The 20,709-nt window shown below is 66.2% G+C and carries 17 protein-coding genes; 10 read left to right on the top strand and 7 right to left on the bottom strand.

Features of this window, described 5'->3' with window-relative positions; genetic code table 11:
• Positions 1 to 6 precede the first annotated feature (6 nt).
• From PV781_RS20730 to PV781_RS20720, 3 genes are read right to left on the bottom strand one after another with little or no spacing between them, the layout of a single operon-like run.
• Entirely contained in the window at positions 7 to 3,015 is a 3,009-nt protein-coding gene (locus PV781_RS20730; RefSeq protein WP_274777526.1) for a sarcosine oxidase subunit alpha family protein, read from the bottom strand.
• Complete coding sequence (locus PV781_RS20725; RefSeq protein WP_274777525.1) at positions 3,015 to 3,305, bottom strand: sarcosine oxidase subunit delta; 291 nt, start codon at positions 3,303 to 3,305, stop codon at positions 3,015 to 3,017. Before PV781_RS20725 ends, PV781_RS20730 begins: the two co-directional genes overlap by 1 nt.
• A 9-nt stretch (positions 3,306 to 3,314) precedes the next feature.
• Complete coding sequence (locus PV781_RS20720; RefSeq protein ID WP_209103230.1) at positions 3,315 to 4,568, bottom strand: sarcosine oxidase subunit beta family protein; 1,254 nt, start codon at positions 4,566 to 4,568, stop codon at positions 3,315 to 3,317.
• Between the two features lie 88 nt (positions 4,569 to 4,656).
• Between PV781_RS20720 and PV781_RS20715 the strand changes: the two genes are divergently transcribed.
• Positions 4,657 to 5,727: a GlxA family transcriptional regulator gene (locus PV781_RS20715; RefSeq protein ID WP_274777524.1), complete on the top strand. Its 1,071-nt coding sequence runs from the start codon at positions 4,657 to 4,659 to the stop codon at positions 5,725 to 5,727.
• A gap of 28 nt (positions 5,728 to 5,755) precedes the next feature.
• Here PV781_RS20715 and PV781_RS20710 read toward each other — a convergent pair whose 3' ends face one another.
• Positions 5,756 to 7,846 carry a methyl-accepting chemotaxis protein gene (locus PV781_RS20710; protein ID WP_274777523.1) on the bottom strand — a complete coding sequence of 697 codons (2,091 nt, stop codon included), beginning with the start codon at positions 7,844 to 7,846 and terminating at the stop codon, positions 5,756 to 5,758.
• Between the two features lie 78 nt (positions 7,847 to 7,924).
• Complete coding sequence (locus tag PV781_RS20705; RefSeq protein ID WP_274777522.1) at positions 7,925 to 8,821, bottom strand: LysR family transcriptional regulator; 897 nt, start codon at positions 8,819 to 8,821, stop codon at positions 7,925 to 7,927.
• A gap of 130 nt (positions 8,822 to 8,951) precedes the next feature.
• Between PV781_RS20705 and PV781_RS20700 the strand changes: the two genes are divergently transcribed.
• From PV781_RS20700 to PV781_RS20660, 9 genes are all read left to right on the top strand, one after another.
• A complete protein-coding gene (locus tag PV781_RS20700; protein ID WP_274777521.1) occupies positions 8,952 to 9,656 on the top strand; it encodes an isochorismatase family protein in 705 nt (234 codons plus the stop codon).
• Between the two features lie 120 nt (positions 9,657 to 9,776).
• On the top strand, positions 9,777 to 10,844 hold the full coding sequence (locus PV781_RS20695; RefSeq protein WP_274777520.1) for an ABC transporter substrate-binding protein: 1,068 nt from the start codon (positions 9,777 to 9,779) through the stop codon (positions 10,842 to 10,844).
• Between the two features lie 78 nt (positions 10,845 to 10,922).
• Positions 10,923 to 11,825, top strand: a complete 903-nt coding sequence (locus PV781_RS20690; protein WP_274777519.1) for an ABC transporter permease — start codon at positions 10,923 to 10,925, stop codon at positions 11,823 to 11,825.
• A gap of 13 nt (positions 11,826 to 11,838) precedes the next feature.
• Complete coding sequence (locus PV781_RS20685; protein ID WP_274777518.1) at positions 11,839 to 12,645, top strand: ABC transporter permease; 807 nt, start codon at positions 11,839 to 11,841, stop codon at positions 12,643 to 12,645.
• Positions 12,646 to 12,657: 12 nt separating this feature from the next.
• On the top strand, positions 12,658 to 13,725 hold the full coding sequence (locus PV781_RS20680; protein ID WP_274777517.1) for an ABC transporter ATP-binding protein: 1,068 nt from the start codon (positions 12,658 to 12,660) through the stop codon (positions 13,723 to 13,725).
• Positions 13,726 to 13,807: 82 nt separating this feature from the next.
• On the top strand, positions 13,808 to 14,782 hold the full coding sequence (locus PV781_RS20675) for a dipeptidase (RefSeq protein WP_274777516.1): 975 nt from the start codon (positions 13,808 to 13,810) through the stop codon (positions 14,780 to 14,782).
• A 114-nt stretch (positions 14,783 to 14,896) separates the two neighbouring features.
• Positions 14,897 to 15,421 carry a 4-vinyl reductase gene (locus PV781_RS20670; protein ID WP_274777515.1) on the top strand — a complete coding sequence of 175 codons (525 nt, stop codon included), beginning with the start codon at positions 14,897 to 14,899 and terminating at the stop codon, positions 15,419 to 15,421.
• 104 nt (positions 15,422 to 15,525) lie between these two features.
• A complete protein-coding gene (locus PV781_RS20665; protein ID WP_274777514.1) occupies positions 15,526 to 16,281 on the top strand; it encodes an amino acid ABC transporter ATP-binding protein in 756 nt (251 codons plus the stop codon).
• A 72-nt stretch (positions 16,282 to 16,353) separates the two neighbouring features.
• Positions 16,354 to 17,871, top strand: coding sequence for an ABC transporter substrate-binding protein/permease (locus PV781_RS20660; RefSeq protein ID WP_274777513.1), 1,518 nt, complete (start codon positions 16,354 to 16,356; stop codon positions 17,869 to 17,871).
• 171 nt (positions 17,872 to 18,042) lie between these two features.
• Here PV781_RS20660 and PV781_RS20655 read toward each other — a convergent pair whose 3' ends face one another.
• On the bottom strand, positions 18,043 to 20,043 hold the full coding sequence (locus tag PV781_RS20655) for a M23 family metallopeptidase (RefSeq protein ID WP_274777512.1): 2,001 nt from the start codon (positions 20,041 to 20,043) through the stop codon (positions 18,043 to 18,045).
• Between the two features lie 447 nt (positions 20,044 to 20,490).
• The coding region (locus tag PV781_RS20650; RefSeq protein ID WP_274777511.1) for a hypothetical protein at positions 20,491 to 20,709 on the bottom strand (219 nt) is incomplete at its 5' end.

Below are 20,709 nucleotides of genomic sequence, written 5' to 3'. Positions count from 1 at the left end.
AGCTCCTCACGCGGCGGCTGCGGGCTGCGGCGCGCCGTTCACGCGCGTGCCCTTGGCATCGAAAAAGACCGGCTCCACCACCTTCACGGCGGCAAAGCCCTCTGGCGTGGTGACATGGAGGCGCGTGCCCATGCGCGCCCGCCCGCCGGAGACGAGCGCCAGCGCGATGGATCGCCCGCAGGCATCGCTCCAATAGGACGAGGTGACATGGCCGATCATGGTCATGGGCAAAGGCTGGTTGGTGTCCTCGACGATCTGGGCGCCTTCGTCCAAGACGATCTTGGGATCATCGGTGAGCAGTCCCACCAATTGCTTGCGGTCGGCGCGGAGCATGTCAGGGCGCACCAAGGAGCGCTTGCCGACGAAATCCGGCTTCACCTTCGACACCATGCCGCCGAGGCCGAGATCGTCCGGCGTCACCGTGCCGTCCGTGTCCTGACCGACAATGATGAAGCCGCGTTCCGCGCGCAGCACGTGCATGGTTTCGGTGCCGTAGGGGGTAATGCCATAGGCCTGCCCCTTCTCCCACAGGGCTTCCCACACCGCGCGGGCATGGTCTGAGGGCACATTGATCTCAAAGCCCAGTTCGCCCGTGAAGGAGACGCGGAAGAGACGTGTCGGGACGCCCAGAATGTGGCCGGTGCGCACACTCATGTGCGGGAAGGCTTCGGGCGAGAGGTCGATATCATCGACCAGCGGCGCCAGCACCTCGCGGGCCTTGGGCCCCTGGAGGGCGATCACCGCCCACTGCTCGGTGGTGGAGGTGAGATACACCTTCAGGTCAGGCCACTCGGTCTGGAGATAATCCTCCATATGCGAGAGCACGCGGGGCGCCCCGCCGGTGGTGGTGGTGACATGGAAGCGGTCGGGCGCCATGCGGGCGACCACGCCGTCATCGAAGACGAAGCCGTCTTCCTTCAGCATCAGGCCATAGCGGCACTTTCCCGGCTCCAGCTTCAGCCAGGCATTGGGATAGATGCGGTTCATGAACTCGGCCGCATCCGGCCCCACCACCTCGATCTTGCCCAGCGTGGACGCATCGAAGATGCCGACTCCCTCGCGCACCGCCCGGCATTCCCGCCGCACGGCCGCATGCATGTCCTCGCCGGGCTTGGCGAAGTACCAGGCGCGGCGCCACAGGGCCACGTTCTCGAACCGCGCCCCGTGCTCCACCGCCCAGTCATGGAGCGGGGCGGTGCGGATGGGATCGAACAGGGTGCCGCGCGACTGGCCGACGATGGCGCCGAAGGTGACCGGCGTATAAGGCGGGCGGAAGGTGGTGGTGCCCACCTGCGGCACGTCTTTCCCGAGCGTCTGCGAAATGATGCCCAGGGCATTCATGTTCGAGCTCTTGCCTTGGTCGGTCGCCATGCCCGTGGTGGTGTAGCGCTTCACATGCTCGACGCTCTTGAAGCCCTCCTGCACGGCGAGCTCCACGTCCTTGGCGGTGACGTCGTTCTGGAAGTCGATGAAGGCGCGGACCTTGCGGGGCTCGGCGTCTGTGGGCATCACCCGCACCGGCTGGAAGCCGGTGAAGGAGGCGGGGGCGGAAAACGCTCGGGTTCCCGAATGGCCGGCGGATTGTGCTCCTGCCGCCCAGCCATCGGCGAGGCAGGCGGAAAGGTCATAGAGCCCCCGGCAGGCGCCGGCCGAACGGTTGGCCTGGACCGGCGTGCCGGGCAGAAAGGCGTCAAGCGCCGGGTCAAAGGCGAGCTTGCCGCGTGACTGGGAGAACAGATGGACGGCCGGCGTCCAGCCGCCCGACATGCCCACGCCATCGCAGGCGAGCGTGCGCCGCGCGCCCACCGTGCCGCTGGAGACCGGCGCCACGATCAGCCCCGTAACCGCCTTGCGGCCGGTGGAGCCGACCACGGTGTGGGAGGTCAGCACCTCAACACCGGCAGCGCGGGCGGCCGACAATTCGGGGCCGCAGGCCTCTTCAGCCCGCAGATCGACCACGGTGACGTCGAGCCCGGCTGCCTTGCAATCCAGCGCGGCCTGATAGGCGGACGCCCCCGTGGTGGCGATGACGAGGCGCCGGCCGGGCAGGGCGGCATAGCGGTTCACGAACACCCGGATGCTTTCCGCCAGCATGATGCCGGGGCGGTCATTGTCGGCGAAGGCGAGCGGGCGCTCGTGGGAGCCGGTGGCGATCACCACCTCCTTGGCGCGCACCTGCCACAGCCGCTCGCGCGGCAGGTTGGCGGCGGGCTTGGCGAGCGCATCTGTGACGCGTTCGGTCAGCACCACATGATTGTGGTTGTAATAGCCGAATGCCGTGGTGCGCGGCAGGAGCACCACATTTTCGCGGGCCGCCAGGGCGGCAAGAGCCTGCGCGACGAAAGCCGAGGCGGGCACCCCATCTATGGTGGACGTCAGATCGTGCAACAGCGTGCCGCCCATCTCCGCCTGCTCGTCGGCGAGGATGACGCGCTTGCCGCCTTCTGAGGCGGCCAGAGCGGCGGCAAGGCCGGCGGGACCGGCGCCGACCACCAGCACGTCGCAATGGGCGTTGCGGTGGACATAGCGATCCGGATCCGGCTCGGTGGGTGCGACGCCAAGGCCGGCGGCGGCGCGGATGACGGGCTCATAGAGCTTGTGCCAGGCCTTGGCCGGCCACATGAAGGTCTTGTAGTAGAATCCCGCCACGAAGATGGGCGCCAACACATCGTTCACCGCGCCGATGTCGGTTTCCAGCGACGGCCAGTGGTTCTGCGTGGAGAGGGCAAGGCCTTCGGTGGCTTCCACCACCGTGGCGCGGTTGTTGGGATCGGCGCGGCCAGGCCCTCGGCTCACGTTCAAAAGCGCGTTCGGCTCGTCGGAGCCGTGGGAGAGGATGCCGCGCGGGCGGTGATACTTGAACGAGCGACCCACCAGCTTCACGCCATTGGCGATCAGCGCGGACGCCACGGTGTCGCCGGGGCGTGCGTCCAGCGCGGTGCCGTTGAAGGTGAGGTGGATCCTGCGGGTGCGGTCGATGCGGCCGCCGGCGGGCAGGCGATTGGTCTCGGCCATCACTTCGTCCCCTCGGTCAGGTCCGGGCGCGGCGTGCCCATGGGATAGGTGGCGATGAAGGCATCCGAATAGGTGTCGCGCAGCGCATTGAACCAGCGCCCGCAGCCGTGGATGTGGAGCCAGCGCTCCGCATGGCGGCCCTTGGGATTGCTGCGCACATAGAGATATTCCGCCCAGGCCGCGTCATCGAGCGCGGACGGGTCGGCGGGTCGGGCGATATGGGCCTCGCCGCCGCAGCGAAATTCGATTTCCGGGCGGGGGCCGCAATAAGGGCAGGTCACGAGCAGCATGGCAAAGCCTCAATGGGCCACAGCCGCCGCCGCCGCCTCGTCGATGAGGCGGCCGGTGCGGAACCGGTCCAGGGTGAAGGGGGCATTGATGGGGTGGGGCGCGCCGGTGGCGATGGTGTGGGCGAACACATGGGCCGAGCCCGGCGTCGCCTTGAACCCGCCCGTGCCCCAGCCGCAATTCACATAGAGACCGGGCACCGGGGTCAGCCCGATGATGGGCGAGCGATCCGGCGTCACGTCCACGATGCCGCCCCAGGAGCGCAGCATTTTCATGCGCGTGAACTGCGGCAGCAGTTCCACGATGGCGTCGAGCGTGTGGGTGGTGATGTGCAGGCCGCCCTGCTGGGAATAGGAGGTGTACTGGTCCGTGCCGGCGCCGATCACCAGCTCGCCCTTGTCGGACTGGGAGATGTAGGCGTGCACCGCGTTCGACATGACGACGCAGGGAAAGCACGGCTTCACCGGCTCGGACACCAGCGCCTGCAACGGGAAGCTCTCCAGCGGCATGCGCACGCCCGCCATGGCCATGAGGACGCTGGTATGGCCCGCCGCCGAGACGCCCACGCGCTTGGAGCGGATGGTGCCGCGCGTGGTCTCCACCCCGGTCACGGCGCCATCGGGGCCACGCAGGATGCCGGTGACCTCGCAATTCTGGATGATGTCCACCCCGCGCGCATCGGCGCCGCGGGCATAGCCCCACACCACCGCATCGTGCCGCGCCGAGCCGCCCCGCCGCTGGAGCGCGCCGCCCACGATGGGGTAGCGGATGTCGGGGGAGATGTTGAGCGGCGGGCAGAATTCCTTCACCTGCTCCCGGGTGAGCCACTCATTGTCGATGCCGTTGAGACGGTTGGAATAGACGTGCCGCTTGAAGCTCTGCACGTCGTGCTGGGTATGGGCCAGCATGAGCACGCCGCGGGCGGAATACATGACGTTGTAGTTGAGGTCCTCGGAGAGGCCCTCCCACAGCTTCAAGGCATGCTCGTAGAGCGCGGCGCTTTCGTCATAGAGATAGTTGGAGCGGATGATGGTGGTGTTGCGGCCCGAATTGCCGCCGCCGATCCACCCCTTTTCCAGCACCGCCACATTGGTCAGGCCGTGTTCCTTGGCCAGGTAATAGGCCGCGCCGAGGCCATGGCCGCCGCCGCCCACGATGATGGCGTCATACTGCGCCTTGGGCTCGGGATCGCGCCATTGGGGCGTCCAGCCCTTATGGGCGTTGGCCGTCTCCTTCAGGAGCGAGAACAGGGAAAAGGAACGCATCAGCCACCTCGGCCGGATCGAGTGTGAGCGCACAATGGGCCTGAGGCGCCTTTCCATCTTGCATCGGCGCGACTATGGTTTGGAACAAATGCGACATTCTCAGCCGGCAAGGGGAGGGGCAATCTCCCGCGCCATCCCCCGCGCCAAGCTCAGGGTGGGCTTCGTGCTGATGCACAACTTCACCCTCACCGCCTTCTCCACGTTCGTGGACGTGCTGCGCCTCGCCGCCGACGAGGGCGACCGCTCGCGCCCTATCGAATGCGCCTGGCAGGTCATGAGCCCGCGCCGGCTGCCCGCCCGCTCGTCCTGCGGCATCGAGATCCAGCCGACCTCCGATCTCACGGATCCCTCAGCGTTCGACTATGTGGTGGTGGTGGGCGGTCTCCTCCATGGCATGCCGCCCTTGCCGCCGGAAATCGGCGCCTATCTCGCCCGCGCCGCACAGGCGGGGGTGAAGCTGGTGGGGGTGTGCACGGGCAGCTTCGTGCTGTGCCGCCTCGGCCTCATGGCGGGCCGCAAATGCTGCGTCAGCTGGTATCATTACCGGGACTTCCTGGAGGAGTTCCCGGCCCTCGTGCCGGTGGCGGACCGTCTGTTCGTGCGGGATGGCGACCGCATCACCTGTCCGGGCGGCACCGGGGTGGCCGATCTTGCCGCGCGGCTGGTGCAGGACCATCTGGGCGCGGCGGCGGCGCAGAAGGCGCTGAACATCCTTCTCATCGACCGCCCCCGCTCGGAAGAGAGTGCCCAGCCCGTGCCGCTCGGCACCGTGCCAAGCGACGACAGCCGGGTCTCGCGCGCCTTGCTGCTGATGGAGCAGAACCTGGCCGAGCCGCTGCCCATCGCGGACATTGCCGGCCGCCTGGGACTTGGCGCGCGACAACTGGAACGCCTGTTCGGAGAGGCCATGGGCGAGAGCCCCCAGGCGGCCTATTTGGCCCTGCGTCTGCGCCACGGGCGCTGGATGCTGCAGAACACCAGCCTGTCCGTCGCCCAGGTGGCGGCGGAACTGGGCTTTGCCGATGCCTCCCATTTCGGCCGGGCGTTCAAGGCCAGTCATGGCCAGACGCCGGCCGCTTTTCGAAAAGGGCATCTGGCCGCCGGCGCCGCCACCGGCGGCACAGCGCGGGAGAATGCGGACCGCCGCGTCTTCGACTGAGCCGCGCGGTCCGCGAAGGAACCGCCCGTCAGGCGGCCCGGACGGTGGCGAGGAAGGCCGCCATCTGCTGCTCCAGGCGGCGGGTCTGTTCGGAAAGCGCCCCCGCCGCGCCCAGCACCATGCCGGCGGCAGCGCCCGCCTCATCGGCATTCTTCGCCACGTCGGTGATGAGGCCGCTCACGGAGTTGGTGCCGGTGGCAGCCTGATCCACATTGTGCACGATTTCGCGGGTGGCGACGCCCTGCTGCTCCACGGCGGTGGAAATCTCCTGTGCGAAGTCGCGCATCATGCCGATCTGCGTGCTGACACCCTCGATCACGCTCACCGCCTGCTGGGTGGCGGCCTGGATCTCGCCGATCTGGGTCTCGATCTCCTCCGTCGCCTTGGCGGTCTGGGAGGCCAGTTCCTTCACCTCTGCCGCCACAACCGCAAAACCCTTGCCCGCCTCGCCTGCGCGCGCCGCCTCGATGGTGGCGTTCAGTGCGAGCAGATTGGTTTGGGACGCGATGGTGGAGATGAGGCCGATGAAGTCGCCGATCCGGGCTGCGGCGCTTGAGAGATGGCGGATCACTTCGCCGGTCTTGGCAGCCTCGGCCACGGCGCTGGCGGACAGTTCGGTGGACTTGCGCACCTGGCGGGCGATCTCGTCCACGGACGCGCCCATCTCTTCGGCGGCGCTCGCCACCACCACCACATTGCTGGAGGCCTGGGTGGCGGCGGCGGCCACGGAGGTGGACCGGCTGGAGGTGAGCTGGGCGACGGTGGTCATGCGCTCCGCCGTCTTGTGCAATTCACTGGAGGCGGTGGAGACGTTGCTGATGATGCCGCCCACCTCGCCCTGGAACCGGTCGGCCAGCGCCAGCATGCTGCTGCGGCGCTCGTCTTCCGCCGAACGGCGGGCATGCTCGTTCTCGCGCTCCAGCTCGGCATTGCGCAGCAGCTGGTCCTTGAACACCAGCAACGCGTTGGCCATGGAGCCAACCTCGTCGCGCCGGCCGGTGCCGGGCACGGCGACGGTGTAATCGCCGCCGGCCAGTTCGGTCATGGTGCGGGTGAGGGCCGAGACGGGGCGCACCACGCGGCCGATCACCACCGCAAGGCCGAACAGGGCGATGGCGAGGCTGACGACCAGCACGGCGCCATAGGTGAGGAACGCCATCTTGGCGCTGGCCTGTGCCGTCTCGGCCTGCGACAGCAAGGCGTCGAGGGCAGCGCTGGCCACGTCGGCGATTGTGGTGAGTTTAGGCGTGTTGATGTCGCGCCAGGCGGCGATGGTCAGGGTGGGAGCCTCGCCCGCGCTCAGCCGCTTGATCTCCGCATCGCGCATGGCATCGAAGGCGCCGGAGAAGAACTCGGCCTGCGCGTTGGCCACGGCGGCCTTGAGGGTGAGCGGCGTGTTGTCTGCCGTCACGATTTCCTGGACGGTCTTCCAGGCGAAATCGGCCTGGGCATCATTGATGGTGACGGTTCGGATCTCTTGCGGTGTGAAGGGACGGCGCTCCGCGAGGGCGGTGTTCAGGGCAAGGGAGGATAGGCCGGCAAAGGTGCGCGCCGCCCAACCCATGGAGCGGGCCAGCAGCAATTGCGACATGGCGGGGTCCAAGGCGCGGATGTCCGCCTCCATGCTGCTGGAGGTGGCCTCGAGGGCGTCGATCAGCGCCTGGCCGTCGGAAGAAATGCGCCGATAGACCTCCGGATCCCGCTGCTCGAGCGGGCGCGCCAGATTTTCGTCCACCAACTTGCGCACCGCGACCACCGCCCCATAGCGGGCCTTCAACTTGTCCACCAAGTCCCGCCGGGGGGCGCCCGCCTGCCGGTCCAGGGCGGCGAGGGCGGCGGCCATGGAGCTTTCCACCACCGCTCGGTCTTTCAACAGGCGCGTGCGAATGGCCCCAATGTCCCCGGCGGCCAGCAAGCCCGTGGTGGAGCCGCCGCGTTCGAAGCGGAAGACGGACACGGCGCGGAACAGGTCGCGGTCAATGCGTACGTCCTCCTCCACCCGATCGGCGGCCACATAGGTGCCGTAGGAATTATACAGCGCTACGGAACAGAGCGCCGCCATGATGGCGCTCAAGACGCAGAACAGGGAAACCAGTGTGGTCTTGATGGAAAGCTGCATGGCCGGGCTCGCATTCGGGGCATCAGGCCCTCTCTTTGCGGCATGTCGCTTTCCTCGAGCTTGCGCTGCGGCCCGCTCTCAGCCGCTGCCACCCCAGACCCGCTCCAGAAATTCGGTGAACACCTTCACGCTCGGCGACTGCACGGGGGTCGACCAGACCGCGCAAGTGGGGATCGGGTCGGGCACGTCGTCGAGGGGGCGGATGACGATGCCGCGCCGCTGGAGATTGCGCACGCAGCTCGCATAGATGCTCACGCCCACGCCCGCCGCCACCAGCCCGAAAATGCCTTCCGAAGAGGACGCCTCCTGCACGATGTTGGGATGGAAGCCATGGCGGTGACACAGGTTGAACAGGTCGCGGCGATAGGCGCCCCAGTTCTCGCCCGTGCCCAACACGAAGGGTTCGCCTGCAAGGTCGGCGAGGCGCAGGGCCCGCACGTTGGAAAGGGGATGCGTCACCGGCAGGAGGGCCACGTGCCGGTCGCTGTCGAAGGGATAGGAGACCATGGTCTCGCTCTCGAACGCGCCGATCATGAAGCCCACGTCGATGCGGTCCGCCAGCAGCGCCTCCTGCTGTTTCAGCGTGGGGACGAAGGACAGTTCGAGCCGGATTTCCGGCCGGTAGCGGCTGAAGGCGCGCAGCAGTTCCGGCAGCCGGCCATTGATGGCGAAGTCCATGTAGCCGATGCGCAAGGTGCCCGTGAGGCCGGTGGCGGTGCGCCGGGCAATGGTGACGGCCCGCTCCAGGTGGTCGAGGCCGGAGCGACAATGGATTTGGAAAGCCCGGCCGGCATCCGTCAGCTCCACCGAGCGCGTGGTGCGCCGGAGCAGCGGCACGCCCACTTCCCGCTCCAACTCGCTGATGAGGCGGCTCATGCCCGGCTGGGTCATGTTGAGGCGGTTTGCTGCCCGGCTGAAGTGCAGTTCTTCGGCCAGGACGAGGAAGCTGCGAATGTGGCGGAGGTCATAGCGCATGGTCCATTCATAACAAATGAGGAATGAAAAAAGGTCAAATTAGAATTTCCCGTTCTCGATTGCCGGCTCCATCCTGCCTCTCATGCTCCCCGCCGCGGAGGGAAGCGTCCCCCAAGGAAGGATTGGACCCATGTCGTTCGACAAGGAATTGGACGCGGCACTCAATGCGGCGTTCGAGAAGGCGACCGCCCTTTACCAGACCCGTGGCTTTCAGCGCCGCGTGGGCTTCGGCCGGCGTCCCGCCCTGGTGAATGTGGATCTCGCCAATGCCTGGACCCGTCCGGGCAACCCCTTCACCTGCGAGAATATCGACGAGCAGATCATTCCCGGCGTCCAGGCCCTGCTGGCCGCCTGCCGCCGCAACGGCCATCCGGTGGTTCATGTGACCACTTGCTACCAGGTGACCGACCCCACCGTCGCCGCCACCGACATGGGCCTCTGGCACTGCAAGATCCCCGTCGAGGTGGTCGCGGCCGACAAGCCGGACCTGTGGGCCATCGACAGCCGCATCGAGCCCATCCCCGGCGAACAGGTGCTCATCAAGAAGCGGGCGTCTGCCTTTGCCGGCACCTACCTGTCCGGCTTCCTCCGGGCCAACGGCGTGGACACCATCCTGGTCACCGGCGTGACCGCATCGGCCTGCGTCCGCACCACCTTGTGCGACGGTCTCGCCGAGGGCTTCCGCACCATCGCGGTGAAGGAGTGCATCGGCGACCGCGTGCCCGGCGCGGTGGCGTGGAACCTGTTCGACATCGACGCCAAGTTCGCCGACGTGGAGCCCCTGTCCCGCTGCATCCAGTATCTGGACGAGGTGGGCACCCGCGCCGCCGCATGACCGGATTTCAAGGCGTCCACGGGACTGTCCCGCGGGCGCCTTGAGGTGTCGGCGCCCGCGCCGGCCTTTGAATCAAAAAGACCGCACCTTCCAAACAAAAACACACCTCCAGAGGCGATCATGACCAAGACCATCGACAGCCTTCTCGGCGCGCCTTCGCGCCGTTCCGTGCTCGTGGGCCTGGGGGCCGCCGGCCTTGCCATGGCCGGTCCGCGCGGCGCGCTCGCGCAGGACAAGACCCTCGTCGTCTCCAACTGGGGCGGCGACTGGAACGAGCGCACCCGCAAGTTCGTGGAGATCCCCCTGGTGGAGAGCCAGGGCATCAAGGTGGTCAACGACCTCGGCATGGAGCCCGAGCGCAAGGCCAAGCTGCTGGCCGAGAAGCGCCTGCGGCGGGGCACGGTGGACGTGATCCACCTCAACGAGGGCGATGCCTATGAGATGTTCAGCCAGGACGTGCTGGCCGACATCGACTTTGCGAAGGTGCCCAATTATGCGGATGTGGTCCCTTCGCTGAAGACCAAGCCCTATTTCGTGCCTTGGCTCTATAGCGGTGTGGTCATCATCTACAACAAGGACAAGGTGCCTAATCCTCCGAAGTCCTATGCGGAGCTTTGGGACAAGAAGTGGGCCGGGAAGCTCGGCCTCACCAACCAGCTCTATTTCAACTATGTGATGATGGCCGGCCTCATCAAGGGCGGTTCCGTCACCAACACGGAAGAGGGCAAGAAGCGTCTCGTGGAGCTCAAAGAGCTCACCCAGCCGCGCATCTATGCTGCCCACCAGCAACTTGCCGCCGGCCTTGCCAATGGCGAGGTGGACATTGCGGTGAACTACAAGGCGCGCGGCCTGCAATGGGCCAATGACGGCTCGCCGCTGGCCATCCAGTATCCCGCCGAAGGCGCCATCGCGGTCATGTTCGGCGCCGCCTTGCCCAAGCGCGCGCCCAGCCCGGATCTCTCCACCATCTATTTCAACGCCATGCTCGACCCCAAGGCCATGGCCCAGCTGGCCTCCACCAGCTTCTACGCCCCCGCCAACGGCAAGGCGGACCTTTCCCCCGAGCTCAAGGCCAAGATCGACTTCACGCCCGAGCAGGCCGCCGCGCTGAAATTCCCCGACTATGCCCATGTGGCCCAGAACACATCCGAGTGGCTGGAATTCTGGAACAAGAGCATCACGCGCTGACGCCTCGCCGGCGCAAGCCCGTCTGACGAGGCCTGCGCCGGGGTCCGCGAACCGGACGGCCATGGCTGGGAAGATGGGATGAGCGAGATGGCGGTTGTGGCCGGTCCCCCGTCCGGGGGCGGTGGGAAAAGGTGGCGGGTCTCGCCGGTCTTCGGGCTGGCAGGACCGGCCAGCCTGTTCGTGGCTCTGGCGCTGCTCGGGCCGCTGGTGCTGATGTTCCGCTACTCGCTGAACCGCTTCGTGCCGGGCCAGCTGATGGTGGAGGCGCTGACGCTCGCCAACTACCAGAAATTCTTTGCCGACGCCTTCTACCAGGAAGTGCTGTTCACCACGGTCTGGGTGTCGGCGCTCTCCACTTTCCTGTGTCTCCTCCTCGGCTTCCCGGTGGCCTATGTGCTGGTGCGTCAGGCGTCCCAGCGCTGGAAGGGCGTGCTGCTCATTCTCATCATCCTGCCCCTGCTCATGGGCAATGCGGTGCGGACCGCCGCCTGGATGGTGGTGCTGGGTGACAAGGGCCTGTTCAACGCTTTGACTGCGCTCGTGGGCGTCCCACCGGCGCGGATCATGTACACGCCCACCGCCGTGGTGATCGGCCTCGTCTCGGTGCTGCTCCCCTTCATGATCGTGACGCTGCAGAGCGTTCTGGAGGGCATCGACCGAAACCTGGAGGATGCGGCGTCCTCCCTAGGCGCGAGCCATGGCACCACGCTCTGGCGCGTGGTGCTGCCGCTGGCTTTGCCGGGCATCCTGGCGGGGACGATGATGTGCTTCATCCTCTCCATGAATGCCTATGCGACCCCCGTGCTCATCGGCGGGCCGCAATTCCACATGATGGCGCCCACCGTCTACCAGCAGGTGGCCAAGGTCATGAACTGGCCCTTCGGCGCCGCGCTGGCCTTCGTGCTCATGGCGGTGACGCTGGTGCTCACCACCACCGCGAATGTGCTGGTGCAGCGGCATTATCGCCGCTGGTCCGAGTGAGGAGGGCGCACCCGTGAATCCCGCTCAGGTCGCACGCCTCTACGGAGTGCTCTCCACTCTGGTGATGGCCTTCATCCTGCTGCCGCTGGTGGCCATCGTGTGGGTGAGCTTCTTCTCCAACCGCATCCTGGCCTTCCCGCCAGAGGGCTATACGCTTTCATGGTATGCGCGGGCCTGGTCCATGGATGCGTTCCGGGACGGCTTCATCACCTCTGTGCAAACGGCCGCATGCGCCGCTTTCTTCTCGCTGCTGCTGGGCGTTCCTGCGAGCCTGGCCTTGGTGCGCCATGTCTTTCCGGGCCGCGAGGCGATCCAGACCCTCCTGCTGGCGCCCATGATCGTGCCGGGCATCGTGGGCGGCGCGGCGCTGTTCATCTTCTACCTGGAAGCCGAAGTGCTGCTGGACGTGCAGATCGCCGGCACCTTGCCTGGCCTTCTCATCGCCCACACCCTCATTGCCTTGCCCTGGACGGTGCGGCTCGTGACCGCGGCCCTGGTGGGGGCGAACGCGTCCATCGAGGAAGCGGCCGCAAGCCTTGGCGCCTCGCCCTTCACGGTGTTCCGGCGGGTGACTTTGCCGGTCATCAAGCCGGCTGTGGTGGCGGCGGCGCTGTTTTCCTTTGTGATTTCCTTCATCGATCTGGAGAAGTCCATCTTCCTGGTGGGGCCGGGGCGAACCACGCTCCAGATCGCCTTGGTCAATTATCTGGAATGGAACCTGGATTCCACGGTCGCGGCGGTCGCGAGCGTGCAGATCCTCATCATCGGCGCGCTCCTGATCATCAGCGACCGCTATGCCCGGCTCAGCCGGGCCTTCTGAGGGAGGCGAGCCATGTCGGACGTGGTGCTGCAATCGGTGGTGAAGCGGTATGAGGCCATGGTCGCGGTTGACCATGTCTCCCTCGCCATCAAGGAAGGGGAGTTGGTGGCGCTGCTGGGGCCGTCCGGCTGCGGCAAGACCACAACGCTGCGCATGATCGGCGGCTTCATCCCGGTCACCGAGGGGCGCATCCTGGTGGCCGGGCGGGATGTGACCGCCCTGCCGCCCTTCAAGCGCAATATGGGCTTCGGCTTCCAGAACTACGCACTCTTTCCGCACATGAGCGTGGCGGAGAACGTGGCCTTCGGCCTGGAGATGCGAAAGATCGTCAAGGCCGAGCGCGAAGCGCGGGTGAAGGCGGCGCTCGACCGGGTGCGCCTTGGTCATCTCGCGGCCCGCCTGCCCAAGCAATTGTCGGGCGGGCAGCAGCAGCGCGTGGCGCTGGCCCGCGCGCTGGTGATCGAGCCGGACGTACTGCTGCTGGATGAGCCCTTGTCCAATCTTGATGCCCAGCTGCGGGCGGAGATGAAGGACGAGATCCGAGAGATCCAGCGCTCGCTGGGCATCACCACCATCTTCGTGACCCATGACCAGGACGAGGCCCTCTCGGTTGCGGACCGTGTGGTTGTGATGCAAGCAGGGCGCATCGAGCAGGATGGCACGCCGGACACGGTGTTCGAGACCCCCCGCTCCCATTTCGTGGCGCAGTTCATGGGCGTGACCAATCTCTTCAAGGGCGAAACTACGGCCGATGGCCGGTTCCGGCTGGGCGGCGGAGAGGTGATCGCGGTGCCGCAACCACCTGCGCCGGGCGCAGCGCTGGCCTTCGCCTTGCGTCCCGAGCGCATCGACCTTGTCGGCGAGGCGGGCGATGGTGACGCCGCCAACCGGCTGGACGTGGAAATCGAGGCCGCGACCTATCGGGGCCTTGTGATCGATTATCGCCTGAAGACCGCCACTGGCCTCACCCTCATCGCCCGCCGCCCCGCCCCCGCCGTGGGCGGTCCGCCGGCCCTGGAGAAGGGCCAGCGCGTCACGGCCCGCTGGCAGGTGGAAGCCGGCGTCCTGGTTCCGGTTTGACATGACCGGGGGCCGGCCATGGCTGGCGCCCACCTCAAGGAAAGGGCCGCCTCAGACCGGCCCGCGCAGAAGGAAGTAGAACGTGAGCAGCCTGCACGATCGGCTCGTCGTCATTGACGGCCTCATCATTTCCGATTTCGGTCCGGACATCTTCAAGGAGATGCGCAAGGGCGGCATCACCGCCGCCAATTGCACCTGCTGCGTGTGGGAAGGCTTCACCGAGACCATGCGCAACGTGGTCAAGTGGAAGACCTGGTTCCGCGAACATGCGGACCTCATCTCCCAGGTCTACACAACTCAGGACATCCTCAAGGCCAAGGCCGAGAACAAGACCGGCATCATCCTGGGCTGGCAGAACACCACGGGCATCGAAGATCAGATCGGCTATCTCGAACTGTTCCACGAGCTCGGCGTGCGCATCATCCAGATGACCTACAACACGCAGAACTTCGTCGGTTCCGGCTGCTATGAGAGCACCGACAGCGGGCTTTCCGACTATGGCCACGACGTGGTGGCCGAGATGAACCGGCTCGGCATCCTCTGCGATCTTTCCCATGTGGGGCCGAAGACCTCCCACGACACCATCGTCGCCTCCAAGCAGCGCGTCGCCTATTCCCACTGCCTGCCGGCGGGTCTGAAGGCGCATCCGCGCAACAAGTCCGACGAGCAGCTTCGCTTCATCGCGGAAAAGGACGGCTTTGTCGGCGTCACCATGTTCCCGCCCTTCCTGGAGAAGGGGCCGAATTCCACCGTGGACGATTATGTGGCGGCCATGGAATATGTCATGAACCTGGTGGGCGAGGACAAGGTTGGCGTCGGCACCGACTTCACCCAGGGCTATGGCAAGCCCTTCTTCGACTGGCTGACCCACGATAAGGGCTTCGGCCGCAAGCTCACCGATTTCGGGACCGTCATCAACCCGGAAGGCTTCCGCGAGATCGCCGACTTCCCCAACCTCACCGCCGCCATGGAAAAGCGCGGCTGGAGCGAGGCGCGCATCGAGAAGGTGATGGGCGGCAACTGGCTGCAGCTGCTGAAGGATGTCTGGCGCGCGTGATGTGACCACCGGCCCGGCGTGCCTTCGGCGCGTCCGGGGGTCCGCCCCGTGCCGCCCGGCCCCGTTTGCGGGACGGCATGGGGCGCCTTTCCAGTTCTGAAGCGAGACGTGAGAATGGCGAAGCCCGAAATCGAAATCGACGTGGATCCGGCAACCGGGCAATGGTTCGTGGACAAGATGCCCATGATCCTGGTGCCGCAGCACTTCTACAACAACAACCATTTTGCCCTGGAAGCCGCGCTGGGGGCCGAGGGCCTCGACGCCGCCCTTGCGCCGGCAGGCCGCACCTCCGCCTATGTGTGGTGCAAGAAGCAGAGCGAGGTCTATGGCCTCTCCGGGCTCGATGTGTTCGCCCACTATATGAAGCGTCTGTCCCAGCGGGGGTGGGGCCGCTTTACCATCGTCGCCGCCGATCCGGCCGCCGGCACCGCCACCATCCGGCTGGACCATTCCTCCTTCGTCACGGACGAGACCCGAAAGGCCGGGCGGCGGCTGTGCTACATGTTCGCCCCCTGGCTGAAGGGCGCCATGGAATTCGTGTGCGAGCAGGACGGTACGCCCCGCAACCTGGTGGCCGAGGAGGTGCAGTGCGCCGCCGAAGGTTACGACCATTGCGTGTTCGAGGTCCGTCCCGTCTGACCAAGCGGAAGTGCCTCCGGAAAATCCTGTCACCTCAATGTCATACGTGACCTTTAGGCACGTTGGAGACTGGCGGCAGGGTGTGCCGCGGGGGGGACATCACGATGCAGCCGATCCTCAAGGTCGAGGACGTACGCAAATCGTTCGGGGCCGTTCAGATCCTCAAGGGGGTGAGCTTCAACATTGAGGAGGGCGATCTCGTCTCGATGATCGGTCCCTCCGGATGCGGCAAGTCAACCCTCCTGCGCTGCCTGAACGGCCTTGAAACCATCGATTCCGGCGCCGTGGAAGCCTGCGGCGTGCGGATGGAGAAGAAGCCCTCCGTCACCCCCGAGAGCTTCGCCGAAGCGGCCCACCGCCTGCGCAAGAATGTGGGCATGGTGTTCCAGAGCTTCAATCTCTTCCCCCACAAGACCTTGCACCAGAACGTGATGCTGGCCCCCATGGTGGTGAAGGGCATCGGGCGGGACGAAGCGGCCGCCAATGCCGAACGCCTCCTGAAGAAGGTGGGCTTGTTCGAGCAGATGGACCGCTATCCCATCAACCTGTCCGGCGGCCAGCAGCAGCGCGGCGCCATCGCCCGCGCGCTCGCCATGGCGCCCAAGGTCATGCTGTATGACGAGCCCACCTCCGCGCTCGATCCCGGCCTCGTGGACGAGGTGCTGGACGTGATGAAGGAGCTGGACGCCGAGGGAATGACGCAGATCGTCGTCACCCACGAAATGCGCTTCGCGCGCGATGCGTCCGACTACATCATCTTCATGGAGAAGGGGGAGATCGTGGAGATCTCCGACGAAGACGAAATCTTCGAAAACCCTAAGGATCCGCGCACGCGCCAGTTCCTGCGCCGCTTCGCGTGACGCCGGCCGGCCCGCGCCGGGCCGTCTCTCCGCCTTCAGCATTCCGCCCGCCGCTTCGCCCCGGGGACCGCCATGCGCCTTCTTCTTGCCCTGCTCGTCTTTCTGGCCGCCGCCGGACCGGCCCTCGCCCAAGCGCCCGCCCAAGCGCCGGCCAAGCCGCTCCTGAAATATGGCGGCGATGCCACGTCCGGCGCGCCCTATACCTTCACGGATCCGGCGGACCCCAACCTCATCGAGGGCTTCGAGGTGGACATCATGAATGTCCTCGCTCCGAAGATGGGCCGCACGCCACAATTCGTGCAGAACGACTGGTCGAACCTCATTCCGGGCCTTGATGCGGGCCTCTACGCGGCGGTGATCAACGGCCTCGAAATCACGCCTGAGCATCAGGCGGCGGCCGATTTCTCCGTGCCCTATTACGTCACCTACGGCCAGATCGTGATCCGCAAGGGCGATCCGGAACTGGCCGATCTCGCCGCGCTCCGGGGCAAGAAGGTCGGGACCCTCAAGGCGGGCCAGATGGAGCGGGTGCTGCGCCAGTTCGGTGGCATCGACGTGCGCAGCTACGAGGAAGAGATCGACGCCTATTCCGATCTCAAGCTCAAGCGCATCGACGCGACCGTGATGGATTTTCCCATCGCGGTCTATTACGCGCAGCCCGACAGCGAATTGCAGTTTACCGGCGGCCCGGTGGGCCGGATCGAGTATGGCATCGCGGTGAAGAAGGGTTCCGATCCCAAGCTCCTGGGCGAGATCAACCAGGCGCTCTCCGAAATGCAGAAAGACGGCTCCATGCGCCAGATCCTGGATCGCTGGGCCATCTGGACGCCCATGATGGCTCAGCTGACTGGCGACGACCGGCCCATGCAGGCGCAGCCCGTCGCCTATAACCGCTATGTGGACGAAACCCAGCCGAAGGGTTGGATGGCCCAGCTCGAACGCTATATGCGCTTCCTGCCCCAGCTCGGCCGCGCCGCGGTCATGACCATGGAAATCTCCATCCTGGCCATGATCATCGCGGTCGGCTTCGGCGCGACGCTGGCCCTGTGCCGGGTCTATGGCGGCACGGTGCTGGATCGGCTCGCCCAGATCTATATCGAGGTGGTGCGCGGCACCCCCCTGCTGATCCAGGTGCTGTTCATCTATTACGGCCTGCCCAAGATCGGCCTGCAGCTTGAGCCGTTCGTGGCCGGTGTGCTGGCGCTCGGCTTCAACTATGCGGCCTATGAGGCGGAAAACTATCGCGCCGGCCTCCTGGCCATTCCCCGCACCCAGATGGAGGCGGCGGTGGCCCTCAACATGACGGAGCGCCAGTCTCTGCGCCATGTTGTGATCCCGCAGGCGGCCCGCATCGTGCTGCCGCCCACCACCAACGACTTCATCTCGCTGATCAAGGATTCCTCGCTGGTGTCGGTCATCTCGCTGGTGGAACTGACCAAGACCTACGAGATGATCTCCACCACCTATTACGACTATTTCGGCACTGGCATCCTGGTGGCCGCCGTCTACCTGCTGCTGGGCTTGCCCTTCGTGCGCCTCGCCCATTGGGCCGAGCGCTATGCCAGCCGCGGCACCACCCGCGGCTCGTGAGGGGAAGGGGCGAAGGGCGGATAGCCGCCTTCGCTAACCAAAGCTGGGACACGCGGGAGCCGACGGGATCGGCCACAGCAATGAGAAAAGGGCCTCTCCCGTCGTGAGGGAGAGGCCCTTTTGTTATCAACTTCCGCGCGCCGCAGCACGCGAGGCGGCGCGGGATCGAGATCAGCGGCGCGGGGCGGTGCTGGTGGCGGATGCCACCTTCGGCGCAACCGGGGCATGGCTCAGGAGCGCCTCGATCCGGTCCTTCTCCTTGCGGAACTCCGCCAGGAAGCGCCCATCCAGCGCGCGCCCACGCGGCAGCTTGATGCGCATGGGATCCACGAACGAGCCGTTGATCTTCACTTCGTAATGCAGATGCGGACCGGTGGAGAGGCCGGAGGAGCCGAGATAGCCGATCACCTGGCCCTGGCGCACCTGCGTGCCCACCTTGATGCCTCGGGCGAAGCCGGATTGGTGGGAATAGGTGGTCACATAGCCGTTGGCGTGCTGGATCTCGGTGTGGCGGCCATAGCCCGACTTCCAGTCGGAATAGATGATGGTGCCGTTGCCAGCGGCGAAAATGGGCGTGCCCACCGCGTCCGACCAGTCGACGCCCGTGTGCAGCTTGGAATAGCCGAGGATGGGATGGCGGCGATAGCCGAAGGGCGAGCGCATGATGCCGCCCGCCATGGGCTTGCGCACCAGGAACTTCTTCGCGCTCTTTCCGTCCTCGTCATAATAGTCCACGAGGCCGTCATCGGCGGTCTGGAAGCGGTAGTAACGCTTGGTCTCTCCCGCGGTGGTGAGAGTGGCATAGAGCACTTCCGGCTCGCCATTCTCCTCGGTGTAGAGCACCTCGAATGCATCTCCCGCCCGCACGCGGCGCTGGAAATCCACATCGAAGGAATAGACCCGCACCAGATCGGCAATCACGGAGCGAGGCACTTCGTTGCGCAGGGCGGTTTCGTAGAGGCTTTCATAAAGCCGGATGCCGGGACCATCATCATCCCCTTCGGCCTCTTCGGAAACGCCCGCCACATCGGTCTCGGTGGGCTCGGCCACGGAGACGAAGCGGCCCGTATCCGACATGGCCACCGTGCCTTCATGGCCGGCATCGCTGAACAGCGACACCCGCAGCGGGTGGATCGCCTTGTCCTCGGACTGAAGCAGAAGGCGGATGCGCAGCCCGTCCTTGACGGTGCCATCGCGGCCGCGCTGGAAGGCGGCGGCCACCGCGCGGGCTTCTTCCTTGCCCACCCCGTTGTCGGTGAGAATGGAGACAATGGTGTCTCCCTTCTTCACCACGAAGGTCTGGTCGGTCCAGTCATTGCCGCCGGTGGTCTCAGGGCTGGTCTTGCCGAGGAAGCTGACATTGTCCGGCAGCTCCGGCGGCGGGGCCGCGGCGGCCGTCGGCGGCAGAGAATGTGCGGGATAGGGGCCAGGCGTCGCATAGGCCAGCACCGCGCCGGGCAAAGGCGGCTTCTGGGGGCCGCCGGTAATGGCGGCGGGCAGCCCGATCGGCGGCTGGAGGCGAGCGAGTTCCGCAACCTCGCGCACCTTCACCACCACCTGGTCCATAGAGACGCCGGAGCCGAAATGGGTGCTGCCAGGCAAGGCGGACAGATCCCGCGTCACCACGGTGACTTCGCCCGTGGGCTCCGCCTGGGGCGCGGCCTGCTCGTTGTCCACGGACTGGGCGACAATCTGGGCCGGGTTGAAGCGTGGAATGTTGCTCGACACGCTGGTGACAGTCATGGCGAGGTTCGCGTTCACGCGCGTGAAGGGGCGAACCTTGATGATCTCCTTGTCGCCCACCTTCGTTGTGGTGGAGAGGCGGAAGGTCTGGCGGGCGCTGGAGGCATCGGAAAGCAGCGACATGCGATCGCCCTTGCGGGCAGCATTCGAACTGCGCTCGCCGGCTGCAAGCGTGCTCCGCAGCGCGTTGCGCACGGTCTCGGGCATCAGGGCAAAGCGGTGGTCGCCGTCGAGCGCGGCATAGACCGCGCCGCCCATGAGAAAGGAACCGCACAGGCCCGTGAGCAGGGTCGCGGCCAGCCAGCGCACGGAAACCCGCCGCCGATCGATCTGCTGCTCGCCGCCGCCGACCCCAAGCGGGGGCTCATCGCCGAGCCCGACAGCGCTCGTCGCGTCACGCCAGGAACCGGCAGAACGTCTCTGCTGCAACTCGCAACCCTTATGTCTCGCCCCGCGCAGGCGGCGCACCCTCACCCCGGTCCCGCGCGACATTCCGGCCCTGCGCCGGAACAAGCCACGCCTTTGCCGCGACGCTCCAGCATCGGGCGTGCGGATGTGAAGGGCAAGAGAAGGCAAAACGATGGCGGTTGGGAAAGTGAAGGCCGTTTCGGCCCGCTGTCCACCGCTCAGCAAGCCGCTCTCGCACAAGGGGAAACGAAATCCAAAGGCGCGCGGGTGTGCGGGCGCACAGCCACGTGTGCGGGAAGCCCGCACGGCACGCCGTTGCGTGGAGGCTACGGGCAGCACGGCAGTAACGGCGCGCCAGCCAGGCCGCTGCCGATGGGCAGAGTGGCGCGCCCAGCCGGCCAGTTGAGCGCTGGCCGCAAAAAAAATGCAGGCCGAGCCACTGAGACAGGCCTTAAAGGCTTGAAGGAATCACGCCCCTGTGGAAAAAATCACCCGCACGAACTGTTGCAGTGCAACGGTTTTGCGTGTGCGTTGCAGCGCGTCATCCACAGCCCGGATCGGACTGAATAGGTCCGTTTTGGAAGGGTGTTGACACGGCAAAGGGTCTCCCCCTATAAACCGCCCATCAACGACGGGCTGCGGCCGCGAGTTCAGCGGCTGGTTCGTCGTCTCTGGATGCTTCTCACG

Source organism: Aquabacter sediminis, from assembly GCF_028863665.1.
Taxonomy (GTDB): domain Bacteria; phylum Pseudomonadota; class Alphaproteobacteria; order Rhizobiales; family Xanthobacteraceae; genus L1I39.
This window is presented reverse-complemented; position numbering and strand designations above follow the sequence as displayed.

Excerpts from the sequence above, each read along its gene's own strand:
- PV781_RS20730 (WP_274777526.1), bottom strand. The coding sequence starts at position 3,015 with ATGGCCGAGACCAATCGCCTGCCCGCCGGCGGCCGCATCGACCGCACC.
- PV781_RS20725 (WP_274777525.1), bottom strand. The coding sequence starts at position 3,305 with ATGCTGCTCGTGACCTGCCCTTATTGCGGCCCCCGCCCGGAAATCGAA.
- PV781_RS20720 (WP_209103230.1), bottom strand. The coding sequence starts at position 4,568 with ATGCGTTCCTTTTCCCTGTTCTCGCTCCTGAAGGAGACGGCCAACGCC.
- PV781_RS20715 (WP_274777524.1), top strand. The coding sequence starts at position 4,657 with ATGCGACATTCTCAGCCGGCAAGGGGAGGGGCAATCTCCCGCGCCATC.
- PV781_RS20710 (WP_274777523.1), bottom strand. The coding sequence starts at position 7,846 with ATGCAGCTTTCCATCAAGACCACACTGGTTTCCCTGTTCTGCGTCTTG.
- PV781_RS20705 (WP_274777522.1), bottom strand. The coding sequence starts at position 8,821 with ATGCGCTATGACCTCCGCCACATTCGCAGCTTCCTCGTCCTGGCCGAA.
- PV781_RS20700 (WP_274777521.1), top strand. The coding sequence starts at position 8,952 with ATGTCGTTCGACAAGGAATTGGACGCGGCACTCAATGCGGCGTTCGAG.
- PV781_RS20695 (WP_274777520.1), top strand. The coding sequence starts at position 9,777 with ATGACCAAGACCATCGACAGCCTTCTCGGCGCGCCTTCGCGCCGTTCC.
- PV781_RS20690 (WP_274777519.1), top strand. The coding sequence starts at position 10,923 with ATGAGCGAGATGGCGGTTGTGGCCGGTCCCCCGTCCGGGGGCGGTGGG.
- PV781_RS20680 (WP_274777517.1), top strand. The coding sequence starts at position 12,658 with ATGTCGGACGTGGTGCTGCAATCGGTGGTGAAGCGGTATGAGGCCATG.
- PV781_RS20670 (WP_274777515.1), top strand. The coding sequence starts at position 14,897 with ATGGCGAAGCCCGAAATCGAAATCGACGTGGATCCGGCAACCGGGCAA.
- PV781_RS20665 (WP_274777514.1), top strand. The coding sequence starts at position 15,526 with ATGCAGCCGATCCTCAAGGTCGAGGACGTACGCAAATCGTTCGGGGCC.
- PV781_RS20660 (WP_274777513.1), top strand. The coding sequence starts at position 16,354 with ATGCGCCTTCTTCTTGCCCTGCTCGTCTTTCTGGCCGCCGCCGGACCG.